The 19,792-nt window shown below is 73.3% G+C and carries 18 protein-coding genes; 7 read left to right on the top strand and 11 right to left on the bottom strand.

Going from position 1 to position 19,792, the window contains the following annotated elements; genetic code table 11:
• Position 1 precedes the first annotated feature (1 nt).
• Complete coding sequence (locus ACFWFZ_RS13495) at positions 2-1,291, top strand: citrate synthase (RefSeq protein ID WP_030029946.1); 1,290 nt, start codon at positions 2-4, stop codon at positions 1,289-1,291.
• Positions 1,292-1,688: 397 nt separating this feature from the next.
• Here ACFWFZ_RS13495 and ACFWFZ_RS13490 read toward each other — a convergent pair whose 3' ends face one another.
• The 3 genes from ACFWFZ_RS13490 to ACFWFZ_RS13480 all read right to left on the bottom strand — a co-directional run bounded on the left by ACFWFZ_RS13490 (position 1,689) and on the right by ACFWFZ_RS13480 (position 4,637).
• Positions 1,689-3,947 (bottom strand): heavy metal translocating P-type ATPase, encoded by a 2,259-nt coding sequence (locus ACFWFZ_RS13490; protein ID WP_387121158.1) that lies wholly within the window; start codon positions 3,945-3,947, stop codon positions 1,689-1,691.
• 116 nt (positions 3,948-4,063) lie between these two features.
• Positions 4,064-4,297: a heavy-metal-associated domain-containing protein gene (locus tag ACFWFZ_RS13485; RefSeq protein WP_387121155.1), complete on the bottom strand. Its 234-nt coding sequence runs from the start codon at positions 4,295-4,297 to the stop codon at positions 4,064-4,066.
• Positions 4,298-4,436: 139 nt separating this feature from the next.
• Positions 4,437-4,637, bottom strand: a complete 201-nt coding sequence (locus tag ACFWFZ_RS13480; RefSeq protein WP_387121152.1) for a helix-turn-helix transcriptional regulator — start codon at positions 4,635-4,637, stop codon at positions 4,437-4,439.
• Positions 4,638-4,834: 197 nt separating this feature from the next.
• Between ACFWFZ_RS13480 and ACFWFZ_RS13475 the strand changes: the two genes are divergently transcribed.
• Entirely contained in the window at positions 4,835-5,035 is a 201-nt protein-coding gene (locus ACFWFZ_RS13475; protein ID WP_387121149.1) for a hypothetical protein, read from the top strand.
• 188 nt (positions 5,036-5,223) lie between these two features.
• Here ACFWFZ_RS13475 and ACFWFZ_RS13470 read toward each other — a convergent pair whose 3' ends face one another.
• Positions 5,224-6,237, bottom strand: coding sequence for a Gfo/Idh/MocA family protein (locus ACFWFZ_RS13470; RefSeq protein WP_387121146.1), 1,014 nt, complete (start codon positions 6,235-6,237; stop codon positions 5,224-5,226).
• 20 nt (positions 6,238-6,257) lie between these two features.
• Positions 6,258-7,172: a sugar phosphate isomerase/epimerase family protein gene (locus tag ACFWFZ_RS13465; protein WP_387121143.1), complete on the bottom strand. Its 915-nt coding sequence runs from the start codon at positions 7,170-7,172 to the stop codon at positions 6,258-6,260.
• A 26-nt stretch (positions 7,173-7,198) separates the two neighbouring features.
• Between ACFWFZ_RS13465 and iolC the strand changes: the two genes are divergently transcribed.
• The 4 genes from iolC to ACFWFZ_RS13445 are packed head-to-tail and all read left to right on the top strand — an operon-like array spanning position 7,199 to position 12,569.
• On the top strand, positions 7,199-8,194 hold the full coding sequence (gene iolC, locus ACFWFZ_RS13460) for a 5-dehydro-2-deoxygluconokinase (protein WP_387121141.1): 996 nt from the start codon (positions 7,199-7,201) through the stop codon (positions 8,192-8,194).
• On the top strand, positions 8,178-9,176 hold the full coding sequence (iolB, locus tag ACFWFZ_RS13455; protein ID WP_387121139.1) for a 5-deoxy-glucuronate isomerase: 999 nt from the start codon (positions 8,178-8,180) through the stop codon (positions 9,174-9,176). The genes iolC and iolB overlap by 17 nt, the downstream gene beginning before the upstream one ends.
• Entirely contained in the window at positions 9,173-11,056 is a 1,884-nt protein-coding gene (gene iolD / locus ACFWFZ_RS13450; protein WP_387121136.1) for a 3D-(3,5/4)-trihydroxycyclohexane-1,2-dione acylhydrolase (decyclizing), read from the top strand. The genes iolB and iolD overlap by 4 nt, the downstream gene beginning before the upstream one ends.
• Positions 11,057-11,069: 13 nt before the next feature.
• Entirely contained in the window at positions 11,070-12,569 is a 1,500-nt protein-coding gene (locus ACFWFZ_RS13445; RefSeq protein ID WP_387121133.1) for a CoA-acylating methylmalonate-semialdehyde dehydrogenase, read from the top strand.
• 94 nt (positions 12,570-12,663) lie between these two features.
• On the opposite strand, the gene ACFWFZ_RS13440 is transcribed toward ACFWFZ_RS13445, so the two are convergent.
• The 6 genes from ACFWFZ_RS13440 to ACFWFZ_RS13415 form a co-directional block, all read right to left on the bottom strand.
• A complete protein-coding gene (locus ACFWFZ_RS13440; protein WP_387121130.1) occupies positions 12,664-13,833 on the bottom strand; it encodes a hypothetical protein in 1,170 nt (389 codons plus the stop codon).
• A 94-nt stretch (positions 13,834-13,927) separates the two neighbouring features.
• Entirely contained in the window at positions 13,928-14,980 is a 1,053-nt protein-coding gene (locus ACFWFZ_RS13435; protein WP_387121127.1) for a WxL protein peptidoglycan domain-containing protein, read from the bottom strand.
• Between the two features lie 132 nt (positions 14,981-15,112).
• Positions 15,113-16,408, bottom strand: coding sequence for a hypothetical protein (locus tag ACFWFZ_RS13430; RefSeq protein WP_387121125.1), 1,296 nt, complete (start codon positions 16,406-16,408; stop codon positions 15,113-15,115).
• 275 nt (positions 16,409-16,683) lie between these two features.
• Complete coding sequence (locus ACFWFZ_RS13425; protein ID WP_387121122.1) at positions 16,684-17,904, bottom strand: S8 family peptidase; 1,221 nt, start codon at positions 17,902-17,904, stop codon at positions 16,684-16,686.
• Between the two features lie 126 nt (positions 17,905-18,030).
• Positions 18,031-18,444, bottom strand: a complete 414-nt coding sequence (locus ACFWFZ_RS13420) for a GNAT family N-acetyltransferase (RefSeq protein WP_387121119.1) — start codon at positions 18,442-18,444, stop codon at positions 18,031-18,033.
• 203 nt (positions 18,445-18,647) lie between these two features.
• Positions 18,648-19,130 (bottom strand): hypothetical protein, encoded by a 483-nt coding sequence (locus ACFWFZ_RS13415; RefSeq protein WP_387121116.1) that lies wholly within the window; start codon positions 19,128-19,130, stop codon positions 18,648-18,650.
• Between the two features lie 188 nt (positions 19,131-19,318).
• Here ACFWFZ_RS13415 and ACFWFZ_RS13410 point away from each other — a divergent pair, with 188 nt between their 5' ends.
• Positions 19,319-19,783, top strand: a complete 465-nt coding sequence (locus ACFWFZ_RS13410; protein WP_387121113.1) for a phospholipase — start codon at positions 19,319-19,321, stop codon at positions 19,781-19,783.
• Positions 19,784-19,792: the final 9 nt, after the last annotated feature.

Here is a 19,792-nt window from a genome sequence, read left to right as displayed (position 1 = left end):
CGTGAGCGACAACTCTGTAGTACTCCGGTACGCGGACGGCGAATACACCTACCCGGTGGTGGAGAGCACCGTCGGCGACCAGGGCTTCGACATCTCGAAGCTGCGGGCCCAGACCGGGCTCGTCACGCTGGACAGCGGCTACGGCAACACCGCCGCCTACAAGTCCGCGATCACCTACCTCGACGGTGAGCAGGGCATCCTGCGCTACCGCGGCTACCCGATCGAGCAGCTGGCGGAGCGCTCGACCTTCATCGAGGTCGCCTACCTGCTGATCAACGGTGAGCTGCCGACCGTCGACCAGCTCGCGTCGTTCCGCAACGAGATCACCCAGCACACGCTGCTGCACGAGGACGTCAAGCGCTTCTACGACGGCTTCCCGCGCGACGCCCACCCGATGGCCATGCTGTCCTCGGTGGTCAGCGCGCTGTCGACGTTCTACCAGGACAGCCACAACCCCTTCGACGAGACGCAGCGCAACCTCTCGACGATCCGGCTGCTGGCCAAGCTCCCGACGATCGCGGCCTACGCCTACAAGAAGTCGGTCGGCCACCCGGTGGTCTACCCGCGCAACGACCTCGGCTACGTCGAGAACTTCCTGCGCATGACCTTCTCCGTGCCGGCCCAGGAGTACGACCTGGACCCGGTCGTGGTCTCCGCGCTCGACAAGCTGCTGATCCTGCACGCGGACCACGAGCAGAACTGCTCCACCTCCACCGTGCGCCTGGTCGGCTCCTCGCAGGCGAACATGTTCGCCTCGATCTCCGCCGGCATCTCGGCCCTGTGGGGCCCGCTGCACGGCGGCGCCAACCAGTCCGTCCTCGAGATGCTGGAAGGCATCAAGAACGACGGCGGCGACGTCGACGCCTTCATCCGCAAGGTGAAGAACAAGGAAGACGGCGTCCGCCTCATGGGCTTCGGGCACCGTGTCTACAAGAGCTTCGACCCCCGGGCGAAGATCATCAAGGCTGCGGCGCACGACGTCCTCTCGGCGCTCGGCAAGAGCGACGAGCTGCTCGACATCGCGCTCAAGCTGGAGGAGCACGCGCTCGCCGACGAGTACTTCGTCTCGCGCAACCTCTACCCGAACGTGGACTTCTACACCGGTCTGATCTACCGGGCCATGGGCTTCCCGACCGAGATGTTCACCGTGCTCTTCGCGCTCGGCCGCCTCCCCGGCTGGATCGCCCAGTGGCACGAGATGATCAAGGAGCCGGGTTCCCGCATCGGCCGCCCGCGCCAGATCTACACGGGCGAGGTCCTGCGCGACTTCGTTCCCGTCGAGGCCCGCTGACCCGAAGCTCCGAGGCCCCGAGGCTCCCCGGCGCCGCGCAGGACCGCGCGGCGCCGCCCCAGGCACACGAGAAGCGCCCCGCCGTCGATCCCCCCACGGGTCGACGGTCGGGGCGCTTCCCTCTTCCCCCCGAAACGGATTCCCCCCACGGGACCCGGATCGGGGCGTCCTTGAGCCGGGACCCGTTCGGGTCGGGAGGGCCGCTCAAAGCCTCCCGCGGGCACGTGTCCCGGCCGGCGGATGCCACGGAAAACCCCCAAGGTTTCCGTGGAACGTCCCCCAAGACGTTCCTGGCATCGTCCCATTAGACCTGTCACGACCCCGGATGGTTACGTCGAGGTCACTGTGATCTGCGTCTCCCGTGAAGGAAGTGTGGGAACGATGCGAAGGTGATTGCCTAGTGGAAGGACCGCAACCGCAGGCTGTTGGTCACCACGAAGACCGAGGAGAAGGCCATGGCGGCCCCCGCGATCATCGGGTTGAGCAGGCCGGCCGCCGCGAGCGGGAGGGCGGCGACGTTGTAGCCGAAGGCCCAGAAGAGGTTGCCCTTGATGGTGGCCAGGGTCCGGCGCGAGAGCCGGATCGCGTCCGCCGCCACCCGCAGGTCGCCCCGTACGAGGGTCAGGTCGCCGGCCTCGATGGCCGCGTCGGTGCCGGTTCCCATGGCCAGCCCCAGGTCCGCCTGGGCCAGCGCGGCCGCGTCGTTGACCCCGTCGCCGACCATGGCGACCGTACGGCCCTGCTCCTGGAGGCGGCGGACGACGTCCACCTTGTCCTGCGGGAGCACCTCGGCGATCACCTCGTCGATGCCCACCTCGCGGGCCACCGACTCGGCGACGGCCCGGTTGTCACCGGTCAGCAGCACCGGGGTCAGGCCCAGTCCCCGCAGCCGGGCGACCGCCTCGGCGCTGCTCTCCTTGACCGCGTCGGCCACGGTCAGGACCCCGCGCGCGGCGCCGTCCCACGCCACCAGCACGGCGGTGCCGCCCTCGGCCTCGGCGGCCGCCTTGGCCTCGGCCAGCCCGGCCGGCAGGGCGATCGACCAGTCCGCCAGCAGCTGCTCGCGGCCCACCAGCACGGCGTGGCCGTCGACCACGCCCTGGACGCCGAGACCGGCGAGGTTCTCGAAGCCCTCCGGCACGGGCAGGGAGCCCGCCCGGTCGGCGGCGGCGGTGGCCACCGCCCGGGCGATCGGGTGCTCCGAGGCGTGCTCCAGGGAGCCCGCCAGGCGCAGCAGTTCGAGCTCGTCGACCCCCTCGGCGGCGACGACGCCGGCGAGGGTCATCCGGCCCGTGGTGACGGTGCCGGTCTTGTCGAGGACGACGGTGTCCACGCGGCGGGTGGACTCCAGCACCTCGGGGCCCTTGATCAGGATGCCGAGCTGCGCGCCCCGGCCGGTGCCGACCATCAACGCGGTCGGGGTGGCCAGGCCCAGCGCGCACGGGCAGGCGATGATCAGTACGGCGACGGCGGCGGTGAAGGCCGCCGTCGGGTCGCCGGTGACGAGCAGCCAGGCGGTCCAGGTGGCGAGCGCGATGACCAGGACGACGGGCACGAAGACCCCGGAGATCCGGTCGGCGAGGCGCTGCACCTCGGCCTTGCCGCTCTGCGCGTCCTCCACCAGCCCGGCCATCCGGGAGAGCTGGGTGTCGGCCCCGACCCTGGTGGCCTCGACGAGCAGGCGCCCGGAGGTGTTGACGGTGGCGCCGGTGACCACGTCGCCCACGGACACCTCGACCGGCACGGATTCGCCGGTCAGCATGGACGCGTCCACGGCGGAGCTGCCCTCGACGACGGTGCCGTCGGTGGCGATCTTCTCGCCGGGGCGGACGACGAAACGGTCGCCGACGGTGAGCGCGGCCACCGGGATGCGTACCTCCTTGCCCGCGCGCAGGACGACGACGTCCTTGGCGCCCAGCTCCAGCAGTGCCTTGAGGGCCGCGCCCGCCTTCCGCTTGGAGCGGGCCTCCAGGTAGCGGCCGAGGAGGATGAAGGTGACGACCCCGGCGGCGACCTCCAGGTAGATGGCCGAGGAGCCGTCCGTACGGGAAACAGTGAGGTCGAAGCCGTGCCGCATGCCGGGCATGCCCGCGTGGCCGAAGAACAGCGCCCACAGCGACCAGGCGAAGGCGGCCAGCGTGCCGACCGAGACCAGTGTGTCCATGGTGGCGGCGCCGTGCCGGGCGTTGGTCCAGGCGGCCTTGTGGAAGGGGAGGCCGCCCCAGACCACGACGGGCGCGGCGAGGGTCAGGGAGAGCCACTGCCAGTTGTCGAACTGGAGGGCGGGGATCATCGCGAGCAGGACGACGGGCAGGGCGAGCGCGGCGGAGACGAGCAGGCGCTGCCGCAGGGCGGACAGCGCCGGGTCGGGCGCCGCGGCCGGCTCCTCCCCGCCGGGCGCCGGGGCGGGCGGGGCGGGCGGCGCGGGTTCCTCGGCGGTGTAGCCGGTCCTGACGACGGTCGCGATCAGGTCCGCGACCTGGACGCCGCCGCCGTAGGAGACGTGGGCCTTCTCGGTGGCGTAGTTCACCGTGGCCTCGACGCCGTCCATCCGGTTGAGCTTCTTCTCGATGCGGGCCGCGCAGGAGGCGCAGGTCATCCCGCCGATCGAGAGTTCGACCGCCGTTATCGGTCCGTCGTGCACTGTGCTGGTCATGTTCCGGCTCCAGGGGGATGGCCGGGCCGTGCGGGTCCAGTATGAGCTGGCCGGTACGGCCCGGCAGGGTGCTGCGGAGTGCCGCGGGGGCTGCCGAAGGAGGGGGCGGGTGCCGCTCAGACCCGTCCGGCGAACTCGTAGCCGGCCTCGTCCACGGCGGCGCGGACGTCCTCGTCGGCGAGCGGGGCGGCGCAGACCACGGTGACCTCGCCGGACGCGGCGACGGCCTTGACCGAGGTGACGCCCGGCAGGGCGGAGATCTCGCTGGTCACCGCGCCCTCGCAGTGGCCGCAGGTCATGCCGGTCACCCGGTAGACGGTGGTGGTCTGGGTGTCCGTCTCGGCGGTCATGTCGTTCTCCTCTTCAGGGGTGTGTCCGGTCGCCGGGAGGGGCGGCCGATGGCTCCACCGTCCTCCCGGCCATCCGAGACTATACCCCTGGGGGGTATAAAGCGAGCATCGGCTTGCGGCTTTCCGCGCCGCGGCGGGCTCAGTCCACGCGGCGCCCCCGGTTGCCGGGCCGACGGGCCACCCAGGCGCGGACCGTCTCGGCGTACCAGTACGGCTTGCCGCCCTCCACGTGGTCGGGCGGCGGCAGAAGGCCGTGCTTGCGGTAGGAGCGCACGGTGTCCGGCTGGACCCGGATGTGTGCGGCGATCTCCTTGTACGACCACAGCTGTCGGTCGCTCATCTTGGACACCTCCTGGTCCACGCCGCCGGGCCGGCCGGGCGGCCGTCGGGGAATCCGGCGCGTGGACGCTGACGATCACTCGCGTTGTGCCCGGGGAACGACGCGGGACGAGGGCCCGGGAGGGGCTGTCGACCCCCTGTGACGGAAAACCCGCGTAACGCGGACATGCGTGACAGAAGGGAGACCCTTGTGCCCCGATGGCAACAAGGGGCCGCAAGGGGGCGCAGCGGTCCGGCTCGGCTTACGCCGGCCCGCCGCCGTGCACGCGGCGGCGAACGACTTGTCCGACGCCCCCGCGGCAGCTCGACCTCGCGACCGAACGCTGGCACCGCCTGCGCGGCGAGACCGACCCCGCCGCCCCCGACGAGGAGCCGCCGCCGCTGCCGGAGCAGGACTGAACCGGACAGCGGGCCCCGAGCCGACGGTGGGTGCAGCGACCGCGGACGGCGCGCGTCGCCGGCCCGTGGAGGAGGCTGCGGCCGGCCGGTACGGAAACCCACCGACTCCTCCCGCCGATCACCCGCCGCCCCGGCTCGCTCTCCGTACCCGCCCGTCCCCTGCCCGGGGGATTCGGCCTGCCCGGGGATCAGCGGTACAGGGCCGGCCGTTCCGCGAGCTCCACCACGGTCCGTACGCCGCTGCGCGCGGCCGCGAGGCCCGCCTCGGAGACGGCGGCCGCCGCGTAGCCGTCCCACGCGTCGGGCCCCGCCACCCGTCCGCGTGCGGCGGCGGCCACCCAGCGCCGCAGCTGACGGTCGTAGGCGTCGGCGAAGCGCACCGTGAAGTCCTGGTCGATCGCGCCGCCCCACCGGCCCGCCGCCTGTACCACCATCGCGTGGCCGTCGCCGATCCGGGCACTGCCCGCCTCGCCGACCGCCTCGCACTGCACCTGGTAGCCGAAGCCGCAGTTGACGAAGATCTCCACGTCCACCACGGCCCCTCCGGAGGTCTCCAGCAACACCATCCGGGGATCGCTCAGCCCCTCGGGCGCGGCCGACGACGGCCGCGGCGAGAGCACCGTCACCGCGGTGATCTCCTGCCCCAGCAGCCACCGGGCGGCGTCCACCTCGTGCACCACGGAGTCGCTGATCAGCATGTCGCTGGTGAAGAAGGACGGTGAGGAGGCGTTGCGGTGCCGGCAGTGCAGGAAGAGCGGACGGCCGATCCCGCCCGCGTCCAGCAGTTCCTTGAGCCGCTCGTACTCGGCGTCGTGGCGGCGCATGAACCCCACCTGCACCAGGCGCCGCCCCAGCCGCTGTTCCGCCTCCATGACACGCAGGGCCCCCGCGGGCTCCGGGGTCAGCGGCTTCTCGCACAGCACCGGCAGCTCCCGCTCCAGGGCGTGCAGGATCGCCTCCTCGTGGGCGGGCCCGGGCGACGCGATCAGTACGGCCTGGACCCCGGGCGCGGCTGTCGCCGCCGCCGGGTCGGTGTGCGCGCTCGCGCCGTCGAGGGTGCGAGCGACCTCCTTGACCCGGTCCCCGTCCGGATCGGCCACGGCCACCACCCGGGCCCCGCCGACGGTCCGCCCGAACCGGCGCACGTGGTCCGCGCCCATCTTCCCGGTGCCGATGACGGCGATGCCGAGCGTGCTGGTCATGTCGAGTTCCTCCCGAAAGGTCAGCGGGCGCCGCAGGAGCGCAGGTAGGCACGGGTACGGCGGGCGATCGGCAGCGGCCGGTCGGGCGGGCACGGGTACATGTCCTGCTCCACGATGGCGAACAGGTCCACCCCCAGCCGCTGGGCCGCGGCCAGTACGGGCTCCAGCGCGGGCACCCCCGACGGCGGCTCGCACATCACCCCGCGGGCCACGGCCGGCCCGAAGGGCAGCTCCTCGGCGACGACTTCGGCGAGGATCCGCGGGTCCACCTGCTTGAGGTGGAGGTAGCCGATCCGTTCGGCGAAGGTCTCGACGGCCTGCACGCTGTCCCCGCCGCAGTACGCGTAGTGGCCGGTGTCCAGGCAGAGCGAGACCAGGCCGGGGTCGGTGGCGTCCAGGAAGCGGGCCACGCTCGAAGGGGTGTCGATGTGGGTGTCGGCGTGCGGATGGACGACGATCCGCAGCCCGTACCGGTCCTGCACCTCGCGGCCCAGACGCTCGGTCTGTGAGGCCAGTTCGCGCCACTGGGCGGGGGTGAGGGTGCGGTCCTCCAGCACCTTCCCGGTCTTGTCGTCCCGCCAGAAGGAGGGGATGACGACGAGATGGGCGGCGCCCACGGCCTGGGTGAGCGCGGCGATCCGCGACACGTGCTCCCAGGTCTCCTCCCAGACGGCGGGCCCGTGATGGAGTCCGGTGAAGACGGTTCCGGCGGAGACCCGCAGGCCGCGCGCGGCCGTCTCCTCGGCGAGGCGGGCGGGATCCGTGGGGAGGTAGCCGTACGGGCCGAGCTCGATCCACTCGTACCCGGCCTCGGCCACCTCGTCGAGGAAACGCCGCCAGGGGGTCTGCTGCGGGTCGTCGGGGAACCAGACACCCCAGGAGTCCGGAGCCGAACCGATACGGATACGGGTCAACGCGGGTGGGGAGGACGTCATAGCGGCCACCTTAGGGTGGAGGACGAGTGGGAGGACTGACTGTGACCGGCACCGGCACCGGCGATCCGTTCGCGTTCGACCTGATCACGATGGGCCGGATCGGGGTGGATCTCTACCCGTTGACGACGGGCGTACCACTGGCCGAGGCGGAGACCTTCGGGAGGTTCCTCGGCGGCTCCCCGGCGAACGTGGCCGTCGCGGCGGCCCGTCTGGGCCGGCGGGCGGCGTTGATCAGCCGGACCGGCACGGACCCCTTCGGCGCGTATCTGCGCACCGAACTGCGGGGTTTCGGGGTGGACGACCGGTGGGTGACCGAGGTCCCCGGGCTCCCCACACCGATCACCTTCTGCGAGATGTTCCCGCCCGACCGTTTCCCGCTGTACTTCTACCGGCTGCCGAAGGCCCCGGACCTGGAGATCGCCGCGGATGAGGTGGACCTGGAGTCGGTTCGGGCGGCCCGCGTGTTCTGGATGACGGGCACGGGCCTGAGCGAAGAGCCCTCGCGGACGGCGACGCTGGCGGCTCTGGAGGCACGCGGCGGCCGCGACCGGTCGGCGACGACGGTGTTCGACCTCGACTGGCGGCCGATGCTGTGGCGGGAGAAACCGGAGCCGTACTACGAGCGGGCGCTCGCGCACGCCACGGTCGCCGTCGGGAACCCGGAGGAGTGCCAGATCGCCACGGGCGAGTCCGAGCCGTACGCGGCGGCCCGGGCGCTGCTCGCCGCCGGGGTGGAACTGGCGGTGGTCAAACGCGGCGCGGACGGCGTGCTGGCGGTCCACCGCGACGGGACGGTGGCGCAGGCGGCGCCGGTCGCGGTGGACGTGGTCAACGGGCTGGGCGCCGGCGACGCGTTCGGCGGGGCGCTGTGCCACGGGCTGCTGGCGGGATGGGATGTGGAGCGTGTCGTGCGGTACGCGAACGCGGCGGGGGCGATCGTGGCCTCGCGGCTGGCGTGCTCCAGCGCGATGCCGTTCTCTCACGAGGTGGAGGAGGTGCTGGGGCGTGCCGGTGGTGTCTGAGTGGGGGATGGAGTGGACCCGGCTGCGGGTGCTGGCGCTTGAGCCGGGGGAGACGTACGGGTTCGCCTGCGGCGACGCGGAATGGATCGTGCTCCCGCTGTCGGGCGGCTGCCAGGTCCGCTGCCGGGGCGCCGCCCCGGACCCCGCGCCTCAAACGCCGGCGAGGCTGGATGTGCCGCCGGACGGCGTTGCAGGAGGGCTCGCGGAGAGCGGACCGCAGCCGAAATCAGCCTCGTCGGCGTTTGAGGCGCGGGGGTTCGGGGGCGGCGCCCCCGCAGCGGAGCCGCACGTCTTCGAACTGCGGGGGCGGACGGGGGTGTTCCAGGCCGTCACCGACTTCGCGTACGTGCCGCGGGACGCGCGGGTGGAGGTGGCGTCGGCCGGCGGCGGCCGCTTCGCCCTCGCCGGGGCGCGCTGCGAGCGCCGGCTGCCCCCCCGGTACGGCCCGGCCGAGGCCGTGGCCGTCGAGCTGCGGGGCGCGGGCCAGTGCTCGCGGCAGGTCAACAACTTCGCCTGCGCGGGCCCCACCGGCTTCGAGTGCGACCGGCTGATCGCCGTCGAGGTCCTCACACCCGGCGGCAACTGGTCCTCGTACCCCCCGCACAAGCACGACGAGCACCGCCCCGGCGCGGAGTCCCGCCTGGAGGAGATCTACTACTTCGAGATCGCCCCCCACGGGGACACCCCAGGCCTCGGGTACCAGCGCGTCACGCCCTCCCCGGCGGGGAAGACCGACATCCTGGCCGAGGTGCGCACCGGCGACGCCGTGCTGATCCCGGACGGCTGGCACGGCCCGTCCATGGCCGCCCCCGGGCACGACATGTACTACCTGAACGTGATGGCCGGACCGGACACCGGCGGGCCGCGGGAGTGGCTGATCCGCGACCACCCCGACCACGGCTGGATCCGCGGGACCTGGGCGGGGCAGGACGTCGACCCGCGGCTGCCCTTCCCCCGAGCAGGAGCGGAGGACCACCGATGAGGCTCACCGTCGCCCAGGCGCTCCTGCGCTTCCTCGCCGCCCAGTACACCGAGCGCGACGGCCGGCGCCGCCGGCTCGTCGCCGCCACCTGGGGGATCTTCGGGCACGGGAACGTCGCCGGCATCGGCCAGGCCCTCCTGGAGACCGGCGGCAGCGGCCCCGGCGCCATGCCCTTCCTCCAGGGCCGCAACGAGCAGGCCATGGTGCACGCCGCCGTCGGGTATGCCCGCCAGAGCGGCCGGCTGTCCACGCACGCCGTCACCACGTCCATCGGCCCCGGCGCCACCAACCTCGTCACCGGCGCCGCCCTCGCCACCATCAACCGGATCCCGGTGCTCCTGCTGCCCGGGGACACCTTCGCCACCCGCCCCGCCGATCCCGTGCTCCAGCAGCTGGAGGTGCCCTACGCGGGGGACGTCTCCGTCAACGACGCCCTGCGGCCCGTCTCCCGCCACTTCGACCGGATCACCCGCCCCGAGGCCCTGGTCCCGGCCGCGCTCCAGGCCGTACGCGTGCTCACCGACCCGGTGCAGACCGGCGCCGTCACCCTCGCGCTGCCGCAGGACGTGCAGGCGCAGGCGTACGACTGGCCGGAGGAGTTCTTCGCCGAGCGGGTCTGGCGCGTACGGCGCCCGCGACCCGACCGGGCCGAGCTCGCCGCCGCCGCGGACGCCGTACGGGGCTCCGCGCGCCCCCTGATCGTCGCCGGCGGCGGGATCCGGCACAGCGGGGCCCAGGCCGCCCTCGCCGCCCTCGCCGAAGCGACCGGGATCCCGGTCGCCGTCACACAGGCGGGCAAGGGCGTGCTCCCGCACGGCCATCGCGCCGACGTCGGCGGGATCGGCCACACCGGCACGGCCACCGCCGACGCCCTTGCCCGGGAGGCCGACCTGGTCCTCGCCGCCGGGACCCGGCTCAGCGACTTCACCACCGCCTCGGCGACCCTGTTCCAGAATCCGGCCGTCCGGTTCGTCGGCCTCAACCTGGATCCGTACGACGCCCACAAACTCGCCGCCCGCCCCCTGGTCGCCGACGCCCGCGAGGCCCTCGACGAGCTCCGGGAGGCGCTGGCCGGCCACCGGGTGGACCCCGCGTACGAGACGGCGTACCGGCGGGAGGCCGCCCGCTGGGACGCCGCCGTCGACCGGGCGTACGCCGTGCCCGCGCCCGACGAGGAGCTCCCGCCCACCCAGGCCCAGGTGCTCGGGCTCCTCGACGGGCTCGTCGACGCCACCGACATCCTGGTCAACGCCGCCGGCTCGCTCCCCGGCGACCTGCACAAACTGTGGCGGGCCCGGTCCGCGGACCAGTACCACGTGGAGTACGGGTACTCCTGCATGGGCTACGAGATCCCCGCCGCCATCGGGGTCGCGCTCGCCGCGCGCGGCCGGCCCGTGTGGGCGCTGGTCGGCGACGGGACGTACCTGATGAACCCGACCGAGATCGTCACGGCCGTCCAGGAGGGCGTCCCGATCAAGGTGGTCGTCCTGGACAACCACGGCTACGCCTCCATCGGCGGCCTCTCGGGGGCGGTGGGAGCCGAGGGCTTCGGCACCGCCTACCGCTTCCGGGCCGCCGACGGCACGTACACCGGGGACCCCCTTCCGGTGGACCTCGCGGCCAACGCGGCCTCCCTCGGAATGGCCGTGATCCGCGCCCGCACCACACGTGACCTGCGGGAAGCCCTCACCGAGGCCCGCTCGGCGACGCGTCCCACATGTGTCTACGTACAGACCCGAACGCCCGACACTGTGTCGGGCCCGCCCCCGGCACAGGCGTGGTGGGATGTTCCTGTGGCCGAGACCGCGACCCGCAAGGCGGCGTCCCAGGCCCGTGAAGAGTACGACCGGCAAGCCGCGCAGCGACGTCGCCATCTGTGAAGGAGCAATAGGCATGAAGACCGTCAACCACTGGATCGGTGGCAAGACCGTCGAGGGCGCGTCGGGCAACTACGGCCCGGTCACCGACCCGGCCACCGGCGAGGTCACCACGCAGGTCGCGCTCGCGTCGGCCGAGGAGGTCGACGCCGCGGTACAGGTCGCGAAGGAGGCCTTCCTGTCCTGGGGCCAGTCCTCGCTGGCCGCCCGCACCAAGGTGCTCTTCGCCTACCGGGCCCTGCTCGACGCCAACCGCGACGCCGTCGCCGAGCTGATCACCGCCGAGCACGGCAAGGTCCACTCGGACGCGCTGGGCGAGGTCGCGCGCGGCCTGGAGATCGTCGAGCTGGCCTGCGGGATCACCACGCAGCTCAAGGGCGAGCTGTCGACGTCGGTGTCCAACCGGGTCGACGTGTCCGCGATCCGCCAGCCGCTGGGCGTCGTCGCGGGCATCACGCCCTTCAACTTCCCGGCGATGGTCCCGATGTGGATGTTCCCGCTGGCCATCGCCTGCGGCAACACCTTCGTCCTCAAGCCGAGCGAGAAGGACCCGTCGGCGTCCAACAAGCTGGCCGAGCTGATGACCGAGGCCGGTCTGCCGGCGGGCGTGCTGAACGTGGTCCACGGCGACAAGGTCGCCGTCGACGCGCTGCTCGCCCACCCCGACATCGCCGCCGTCTCCTTCGTCGGCTCCACCCCGATCGCCCGCCACATCCACACCACCGCCTCCGCCAACGGCAAGCGCGTCCAGGCGCTCGGCGGCGCCAAGAACCACATGCTGGTCCTGCCCGACGCCGACCTGGACGCCGCCGCCGACGCGGCCGTCTCCGCCGCCTACGGCTCGGCCGGTGAGCGCTGCATGGCGATCTCCGCCGTCGTGGCCGTCGGCTCTATCGCCGACGCGCTGGTCGACAAGATCCGCGAGCGCGCCGAGAAGATCAAGATCGGCCCCGGCAACGACCCGACCTCCGAGATGGGCCCGCTGATCACGGCCGCCCACCGCGACAAGGTCGCCTCGTACGTCCGGGGCGCCGCCGCCCAGGGCGCCGACGTGGTCCTGGACGGCACCGGGTACACGGTCGAGGGCAACGAGAACGGCCACTGGATCGGCCTGTCGCTGCTCGACAACGTGCGCACCGACTCCGACGCCTACCGCGACGAGATCTTCGGCCCGGTGCTGTGCGTCCTGCGCGCGGAGACCTACGAGGAGGGCGTGGCCCTCATCAACGCCTCGCCGTTCGGCAACGGCACCGCGATCTTCACTCGCGACGGCGGCGCCGCCCGCCGCTTCCAGCTGGAGATCGAGGCGGGCATGGTCGGCGTCAACGTCCCGATCCCGGTGCCGGTGGGCTACCACTCCTTCGGAGGCTGGAAGGACTCGCTCTTCGGCGACCACCACGTCTACGGCAACGACGGCATCCACTTCTACACCCGGGGCAAGGTCGTGACGACCCGCTGGCCCGACCCGTCGGACGCCCCCGCCGGCGTGGACCTGGGCTTCCCCCGCAACCACTGACCGGTCAACCGCCGGCCGCGCGCCGCGTAGGCCCGGACCGACCCGCCCCCCCGCCCGAGCCTCACCGCGGGGGCGGGCGCCGTTCCGGGCGGGGTCAGAACCGCGACCAGACGTCCGACGCCGCCGCGGTGGCCCAGAGCGCGTCGCCGTGGCCGTAGCCGGGGACCACGGTGAAGGAGACGCGCTCGTTGCCGCCCGCGCGGATCAGCTCCGCGCCGCGCGGGTGGTCGCCGCGGCCCAGCTCGGTGTTGACCCACACCACCTCGGCGGTGACGCGGTCCCAGGCGATCTTGTACGTCGCGTCGTCGCCCGCCCAGACCGCGGCGAGATCCCGCATCAGCGCCGCGGGCAGGAGCCCGCTGCCGAGGGCCGAGGTCGCGGCGTGCCAGGTGGCCGCCGGGGTGCGGGTCAGCTCGAAGCGGTCCTCGGCGGGGGCGGCGCCGAAGGTGTAGGTCCCGGCGCCGTGGCCCCGGTTGTAGATCCAGTTCGCCGGCCCCGGCAGGGCGGCCGTGCGGATCAGCGCGAAGTGGGCCAGCCCGGCGTTGGTGAAACGCCGGGTCGGGTCCGGCGGCCAGGGCGCCGGGGAGACGCCGTCCGGATCGGCCACCGCCTTGGCGATCACGGCCGCGAGGCCCGGATCGACGAAGGGAACGCCCTGCGCGAGCCGGGTGGCGTACGCGTCCCGGGTGTCGGCCGCCCGCAGCGCGAGGTCCCCCGTGTACGGCCCGGTCGTGTCCAGGGCCACGACCCGGCGCAGCCGGGGCGAGACGTCGTACGAGGCCGCGTCCAGCGCCAGGGCCGCCCCGGCCGAGTGCCCGGCGTACTGGTAGGGCAGCCCCAGTACGGAATCCAACGCGCCCACCACCACGGCCAGGTCCCGGCGGTGCGCCTCCAGCCCCCACTCGGCGCAGACGTCGGCAGCCGCGGCGGCGTCCTCGCGCGGGGTGACACCGACGACGAGCAGGCCCCGGCGGCGCAGCTCGTGGGCGAGGTTGTGGTCGCCCCGGCCGCCGGGGGTGAAGAATTCCGCCGCGAAGTTCAGGCCGCCGCCGGGCAGCAGGTACACGATCCCCCGCGGTGCCCGCGCCGTGTCCGCGATCACGTCCACGGTGACGGGGGCCGGGTCGCCGTCGTCGAGCGGGAGGGTGAGGCGGATCCAGCCGTCGCCGGGCAGGTAGGCGGCGGTGCCGGTGCCCAGGGCCCGCTCGATGCGGGTCAGCAGCCCCGTGCCCTTGGCCGCGTCGCCGTGCTGTCGTTCCCTCACAGGTGTCCCCCCTTGAGCGGGTGATGGCCCTGAGTCGATGGCGGCCCTGAGCCGGTGATGGCCGAATACCGTCACTCGGGGACACCCTCGCCGGTCAGCGCGTTCCAGCCAAGTCCAGGACGGATTTATCCTGTTCGCTCTCGGCGCGACGGCGCCGGCGCAGCACCCACACGGTGGCGCCCGCGCCCGCCAGCACCAGCAGCAGACCCGCGGCGGGCCAGGGCACGGCGACGAAGTCGGTCTCGGACCGGGAGACGAGATCGGGGTGGTCCGCCGCGCCCGCCGTGATCGTGACGGTCACCCAGTCCGACTGAGGGGCGTCCGGCCACGGTTCGGTCAGCTCGATCCGCTGGCCCGGCAGCAGGGCCGGCTTCAGTTCACGTCCCGGCCGGTCCAGCACCCGGCGCCCGAACAGCCCCTGCGCGGAGATCGCCACCTTGGGCCCGACCACCACGTTGCCGCGGTTGACCAGCGTGTACGAGACGGTGGCGCGGGCGTCCTTCACCCAGGGCAGCAGCGGGGCGGACCGGCTGACCCGCACGTCCTCCACGCTCAGCCCGGCAGTGACCGGCCCGGGCACCCGGAAGTACAGGCGGGCGCCCACCGAACGCTTCACCCCGACCTGGACCTTGCCGTCCTGCTGCACGCCCTCCACGGCGGTGCCGAGGGCCACGATCCCGCCCACGTGGTCACCCGGCGTCGCGTCCGCGGGGACCTTCACGGTGAAGGGGATGTCCTTGCGGCCCCTGGCCGGCACGGTGACGGTGCCCGCCGTCTCCGGAGCCAGCGCGATCCACGCCCCGACGTCCCTGGGCTTCGTCTCCACCGGCAGCAGCGCGAAGGCGCCGCCGGCCGGGGTGTTCACGGCGTCGGTGGCGAAGACCTGGAACGTCAGTTCCCGGTCGGAGGAGTTCAGGACCGTCACGCTGTCGGTGAGGGTGGTCCCGGCCGCGCCCTGGTGGAAGAAGTACGCGCGGTCCGTCGTGGCCGCGCCGGCCGCGGGCGTCGGGAACACTCCCCACGTGCCGTTGTCCGCGGCCGCCGCCGGGCCGGCCGGCAGCAGGCCCGCGCACAGCGTCAGCAGGCCGAGGAGCAGACCGTACGGGGAGGTGCGGGTGCGGTTACGCGTACTGCTGCGGGTGCGCATGGGCGGTCTCCAGGCGGCGCGGACAGGGGAAGAGGTGGTGCGGCGCCGGAGCGCCGCACCACCCTGGGGGAACGGCTGTGCAGCTGTGCAGCCGTGCGGTGGTGCAGCCGTGCGGTGGTGCGGTGGTGCGGGTCAGGAGATCGAGAAGGTGACGACCGTCTGGTAGGTGTCGGCGAACATGAAGGGCGGGAGCTGGATCATCCCGGCGCCTCCGACGGCGAACTCACCGCCGGTCAGTTCGTCGCCCCCGGCGGCCTGGGAGGCCACCATCATCGGGACGTCGGAGATCGCGCCGGGCGTGCCGGCGGTGCAGGTGCTGGGGCTGTCCGGGTTGGTCACGGTGCAGGACGGCTGGATGCCGATCTGCGCCGTCGGCATCGAGTGGCCGGTGGTCTGGTTCAGGAACGGAGTCCGTGTCGCCGTCACGTCCCAGCCGAGCGAGCCGCCGCGGAAGTCCTGGACGGTCGCGGCGTTGAAGACGCCGACCACCGACTGGGCCTTGCCGTTGATGGTGACCGCGCCGAAGCTGACGGCCGGCTGGCCGTCCTTCGGGCCCAGGGCCAGCGGTCCTGGAAGGACCTCGACGTCGACCGGGTTCTTCACGCCCGGCTGGTCCTCCATGAACACGAAGGCCTTGTACGGGGTGATCGAACCGTCGATCCTGATCGTGTCGGCCTTCTTGGTGACCGTGATGTCGCAGGTCGCGGCGCCGGACGCGTCGGCCGTGCCGGTGCCGGTGTCACCGGTCGCCGCCCCGGCGAGCAGCGCGGAGCAGGTGACCGGACCGGCCGGGAAGTTGGCGCCGTTCACGACGACGGCGGTGCCCGCCGGACCGCTGTTGGGCGTCAGCTTCGTGGTGACCGGGTCCTTGGGCAGGGCCTCGACCGCGACCGAGCCGAGTGAGGCGCTCGGGCGGGGCGCCGGGGTACAGGTGGTGGTGAACACCGAACCGGAGAGGTCCGCGTCGGTCACCGCGAGGTCGAGGGCGACCTGGACGGTCGTGCCCTCGGTGCCGTCCGGGATCCTGATGGTGCCGGAGAACGCCTTGGGGTCGAGCGGCTGCCCGGCCACGACGGACACGGTCTCCGGCGGACTGGTGACGACCTGGGTGGTGGCGCCGACCTTGAGGGTGATCTTGGACGTGTTCACCGTCGTGACGGAGAACGAGGGGATCAGCGGGCTCGCCCCCGGGTCGATCGTGATCGGGACGACGTCGCCCGCCTTGGCGCCGTCGGGCAGCGTGACCGTCCAGTCCTGGTTGCCCGATCCGTCCGGCTGCGGCGCCGGGGCGTCGCAGTTCTCGAAGACGGCCGTGGTCTTGGTCGCGGCCTGCGCGGGGCCCGCCAGGCCCGCCACTGCGCCGGTGAGGGCCAGCGACAGGGCCCCTGCCCCTGCCAGCACTCTGCGTCGATGCGTTCTCGTACTCACTGGGTCGCGACTCCTTCGTCATGACGAACCCTCCCCCCACCCGCTTGTGTGGGGAGGCCGAGCCGGTGCGGTGGCCGATATTGACGCGTCACGGTGATGAGAAGTCAATGACTTGCCTTCGCGCGAAGCGCACAGAAATTGATGGGCCATCAGAGAGAGGCTGATGGCCCATCGGATATCGACCGGTCGGGGTGGGGGAGGCGCGGCCCGGTCCGGCTGTCGGGCCAGGCCCTATCCGGCCCTGTTGGGCCATGTCTGGCCGCCTGCGGCCGCTTTCACGACGGGCGGGCGGCGGTGGCGGGGATGTGCAGTAGCAGGTTCGGGGTGCCGGCCGGAAGTCCGGTGATCCGGCCGGGTACGGCGTCGCGCACCAGCGCCTGGGACACCTGCGCCGGGGTGCGCGCCGTACCGCCGGCCAGGAGCAGCGCGGCGGCCCCCGCCACGTGCGGGGCGGCCATCGAGGTGCCGGAGGAGCGGGCGGTGCCGGTGGCGGAGTCCTTCCCGGCGGAGGTGACGGCCACGCCCGGCGCGAACAGGTCGACGCAGGAGCCGTGGTTGGAGAACGGTGCCCGGCGGTCCGCGGCGTCGGTCGCGCCGACGGTGACGGCCTGCGGGACGGAGGCCGGGGATCCGCCGCAGGCGTTCCTGCCGTCGTTGCCGGCGGCCGCGACGAAGGTGATCCCGGAGGACACGATCCGCAGTACGGCGGCGTCGAGGGCGCGGCTGCGGCTGCCGCCCATGCTCATGTTCGCCACGGCCGGGGTGCCCGGGGTGCGGCCGGCGTCCTTCACCAGCCAGTCGAGACCCTTGAGCATGGCCGACAGGCGTCCGTCGCCGCGGCAGTCGGCCACCTTCACGGAGACGAGGGAGACGCCCTTGGCGACCCCGTACGTCTCCCCGCCCACGGTCCCCGCGACGTGCGTGCCGTGGCCGTTGCAGTCCCGGGAGCCCTCCAGGAACACCGCGTTGTGCCCGGCCCGGGCGCGGCCGCCGAACTCCCGGTGGCGGGTGTTGATCCCGGTGTCGAGGATGTAGACGGTGACGCCCTCGGCCTTCGTGGCGTACGTGTACGAGCCGTCGAGCGGGAGTTCGCGCTGGTCGATCCGGTCGAGGGCCCAGGGGGCGGGCGCCTGCGGCTGGGCCTGCGGCCTGTCGGCGGTGCCGGTGGTGCGGAAGACCGTGTCCGGTTCCACGGAGGCCACCCGGGGGTCGGCGGCCAGGGCGGCGGCCCGCGCGGCGGTGGTGCGGACGGCGAAGCCGTCGAGGGCGGCCTCGTAGACGGGACCGATCTCGTCACCGGACTGCGCGGCCTCGGCGGCCAGGGCGCGGGCCCAGGCGCGCGAGACGGTGTCCTTGAGGACGACGACGTACGGGGCGACGGCGCTATCGGCGGCCGCGGCGACGGCGGGGGTGGGGCGGTCCGGTGGCGGGGCGATGGCTGTGGCGGCTGCCGCCAGCAGCGCGGCGGCGGGGACCAGTGGAGCGAAGGGGGTCATGCGGCCGATGCTCGGCGAGCGGCCGTACGGGCGCGCGGAGGGTGCGCCGAGTGGCCGCACGACACGCCGCCGCGCGGGGTATCACCGGGCCCGGCCCGGCGGTGGGCCGGCGGTGGCCCGGACGGATCAGGAATCGATCGGCCAGCCGCGCATCGAGAACACGCCCTCGTCGCGTGCCCCGGCGGCGTCGTAGGTGGCCAGGGCGGCCTCGTTGTCGGTGTCGACGCCCACCCACATGCCGTAGCAGCCGCGCGCCTTCGCCTCGTCCGCGAGGGCCAGGGTCAGGGCGCGGCCGATCCCGCGGCGCCGGTAGCCGTCGTCCACGGACAGTTCGTAGAGGCACATCTCCGTCCCCTTGTCGGGGTGGACCATCTCGATGCCGGAGACCATCCCGGCGGGCACGCCGTCGACGTACGCGATGAGCATCAGGTGCCCGGGGGAGGCGAGGAAGCGCTCGGACCACTCCTCGCGGGCGGGCCCGTCGAAGAGGGACTCGGCGGCCGAGAGCTCGGTGGGTGTGAGGGCCCGGCGGATGTCCATGGCGGTCACGATAACGCGCGCGGCTGGTGGCGAGGGCGTGGCTAGTGCTGAGACCGTAAAGGTTCACCGGGTCACGGCGCCGGGCACGGCACCTCGCCGCGTTACGGGGCGCCCCCGTACGTCCAGTACTCGGGCGCCCCTCCGCCTTGCGATGCACCGCGCCGGACACCGCGGGCCGCACGGCGCTCCTTTGACGACAGGACCTAACCCTGGGCCTGCGGGGACGGGGTGCCGTCCGTCCAGGCGTAGACCCGCTTGCCGCGCACCGCGACCTGGTACTGGTGGAAGTCCCGGCACTCGGTGCGGACTTCGGCCCGCACGGTGCGCGGCCACCATCTGGCGCGCAGGTCCGGGGCGTCCTGCCGTTTAGGTGTGCCCGCCGTGCAGCGCGGGCCGTCCAGCGGGGTCCTGCCGAGGTCGAACCGGATCAGCCGGGCTGCCCCGGTGGTGCGCACCCGTATGCGGACGTCGGTGGCGTCCTTGGGTATCCAGGAGGGAAGCGCGAAGGTGGCTCCCGCGCGCGCCGGGGCGTCGGCCGCGGTGGCGAAGCGCTTGCCCTTCTCCTTGAACACCCGGTGGTCGATCGTGTCCGTGACCGGGTTGGGCGGCAGGTTCGGCAGGGCGAAGGCGGCGGTGGCGAGGACTCCCACGGTGGCGGCGGCGATGACGAGCGGACGGCGGTTCATGCCTTTCAGTCTCGGCCGGGATGACCGCCTCGCGCGTCCTTCCTCAGAACGAACCGTGTGTTGGCCGCAGGTCTCACACGGCGTCATACCTGGGAGGGTCTGCGGTCATGGCCGGGCCACGCGCAGTAACCGGCCGGTGCTCCACTCCGTTGGCCGGGTGACCGTCCGCCCGGCTCCCGAGGACCCCCATGCGCCGTCGCCGCCTCCTCCCCGCACTCGCCACCGCCACCGCCACCGCGGTGCTCGCCCTCGCACCCGCGGCCTGGGCCGCGCCCGAGGTCCCGGCCGACAAGCCGCAGGTGCTGAGCCGCTGGACACAACCCAGCGCCGCCAGTTACGAGGCCTGGGCCGACGCGCGCGAGCACCGCGCCGCCTGGGTCGCGTACGGCTTCGACTGGTCGACCGACCAGTGCACCACCTCCCCGGACAACCCCTTCGGCTTCCCCTTCGCGGCGGCCTGCGCCCGCCACGACTTCGGCTACCGCAACCACCGGGCGGCAGGAGTGTTCCCGGCCGCCAAGGCCCGGCTCGACGAGGCGTTCCACGCCGACCTGGAGCGGGTGTGCGCCCGCTACACGGGCAGCCGCAAGCGGTCGTGCGACGGCGCCGCGTGGACGTACTACCAGGCGGTCAGGATCCTCGGCGTCTCCTGATGCCGTGAC

The organism is Streptomyces sp. NPDC060232, assembly GCF_042726555.1.
GTDB lineage: Bacteria > Actinomycetota > Actinomycetes > Streptomycetales > Streptomycetaceae > Streptomyces.
Note: the sequence above shows the minus strand (reverse complement) of the source record. Positions and strands in the feature narration are given on the sequence as shown.

Bases quoted from the DNA above. Each gene is read 5' to 3' on its own strand.
- ACFWFZ_RS13490 (WP_387121158.1), bottom strand. From the start codon at position 3,947: ATGACCAGCACAGTGCACGACGGACCGATAACGGCGGTCGAACTCTCG.
- ACFWFZ_RS13485 (WP_387121155.1), bottom strand. From the start codon at position 4,297: ATGACCGCCGAGACGGACACCCAGACCACCACCGTCTACCGGGTGACC.
- ACFWFZ_RS13480 (WP_387121152.1), bottom strand. From the start codon at position 4,637: ATGAGCGACCGACAGCTGTGGTCGTACAAGGAGATCGCCGCACACATC.
- ACFWFZ_RS13475 (WP_387121149.1), top strand. From the start codon at position 4,835: ATGGCAACAAGGGGCCGCAAGGGGGCGCAGCGGTCCGGCTCGGCTTAC.
- ACFWFZ_RS13470 (WP_387121146.1), bottom strand. From the start codon at position 6,237: ATGACCAGCACGCTCGGCATCGCCGTCATCGGCACCGGGAAGATGGGC.
- ACFWFZ_RS13465 (WP_387121143.1), bottom strand. From the start codon at position 7,172: ATGACGTCCTCCCCACCCGCGTTGACCCGTATCCGTATCGGTTCGGCT.
- iolD (WP_387121136.1), top strand. From the start codon at position 9,173: ATGAGGCTCACCGTCGCCCAGGCGCTCCTGCGCTTCCTCGCCGCCCAG.
- ACFWFZ_RS13445 (WP_387121133.1), top strand. From the start codon at position 11,070: ATGAAGACCGTCAACCACTGGATCGGTGGCAAGACCGTCGAGGGCGCG.
- ACFWFZ_RS13435 (WP_387121127.1), bottom strand. From the start codon at position 14,980: ATGCGCACCCGCAGCAGTACGCGTAACCGCACCCGCACCTCCCCGTAC.
- ACFWFZ_RS13425 (WP_387121122.1), bottom strand. From the start codon at position 17,904: ATGACCCCCTTCGCTCCACTGGTCCCCGCCGCCGCGCTGCTGGCGGCA.
- ACFWFZ_RS13420 (WP_387121119.1), bottom strand. From the start codon at position 18,444: ATGGACATCCGCCGGGCCCTCACACCCACCGAGCTCTCGGCCGCCGAG.
- ACFWFZ_RS13415 (WP_387121116.1), bottom strand. From the start codon at position 19,130: ATGAACCGCCGTCCGCTCGTCATCGCCGCCGCCACCGTGGGAGTCCTC.
- ACFWFZ_RS13410 (WP_387121113.1), top strand. From the start codon at position 19,319: ATGCGCCGTCGCCGCCTCCTCCCCGCACTCGCCACCGCCACCGCCACC.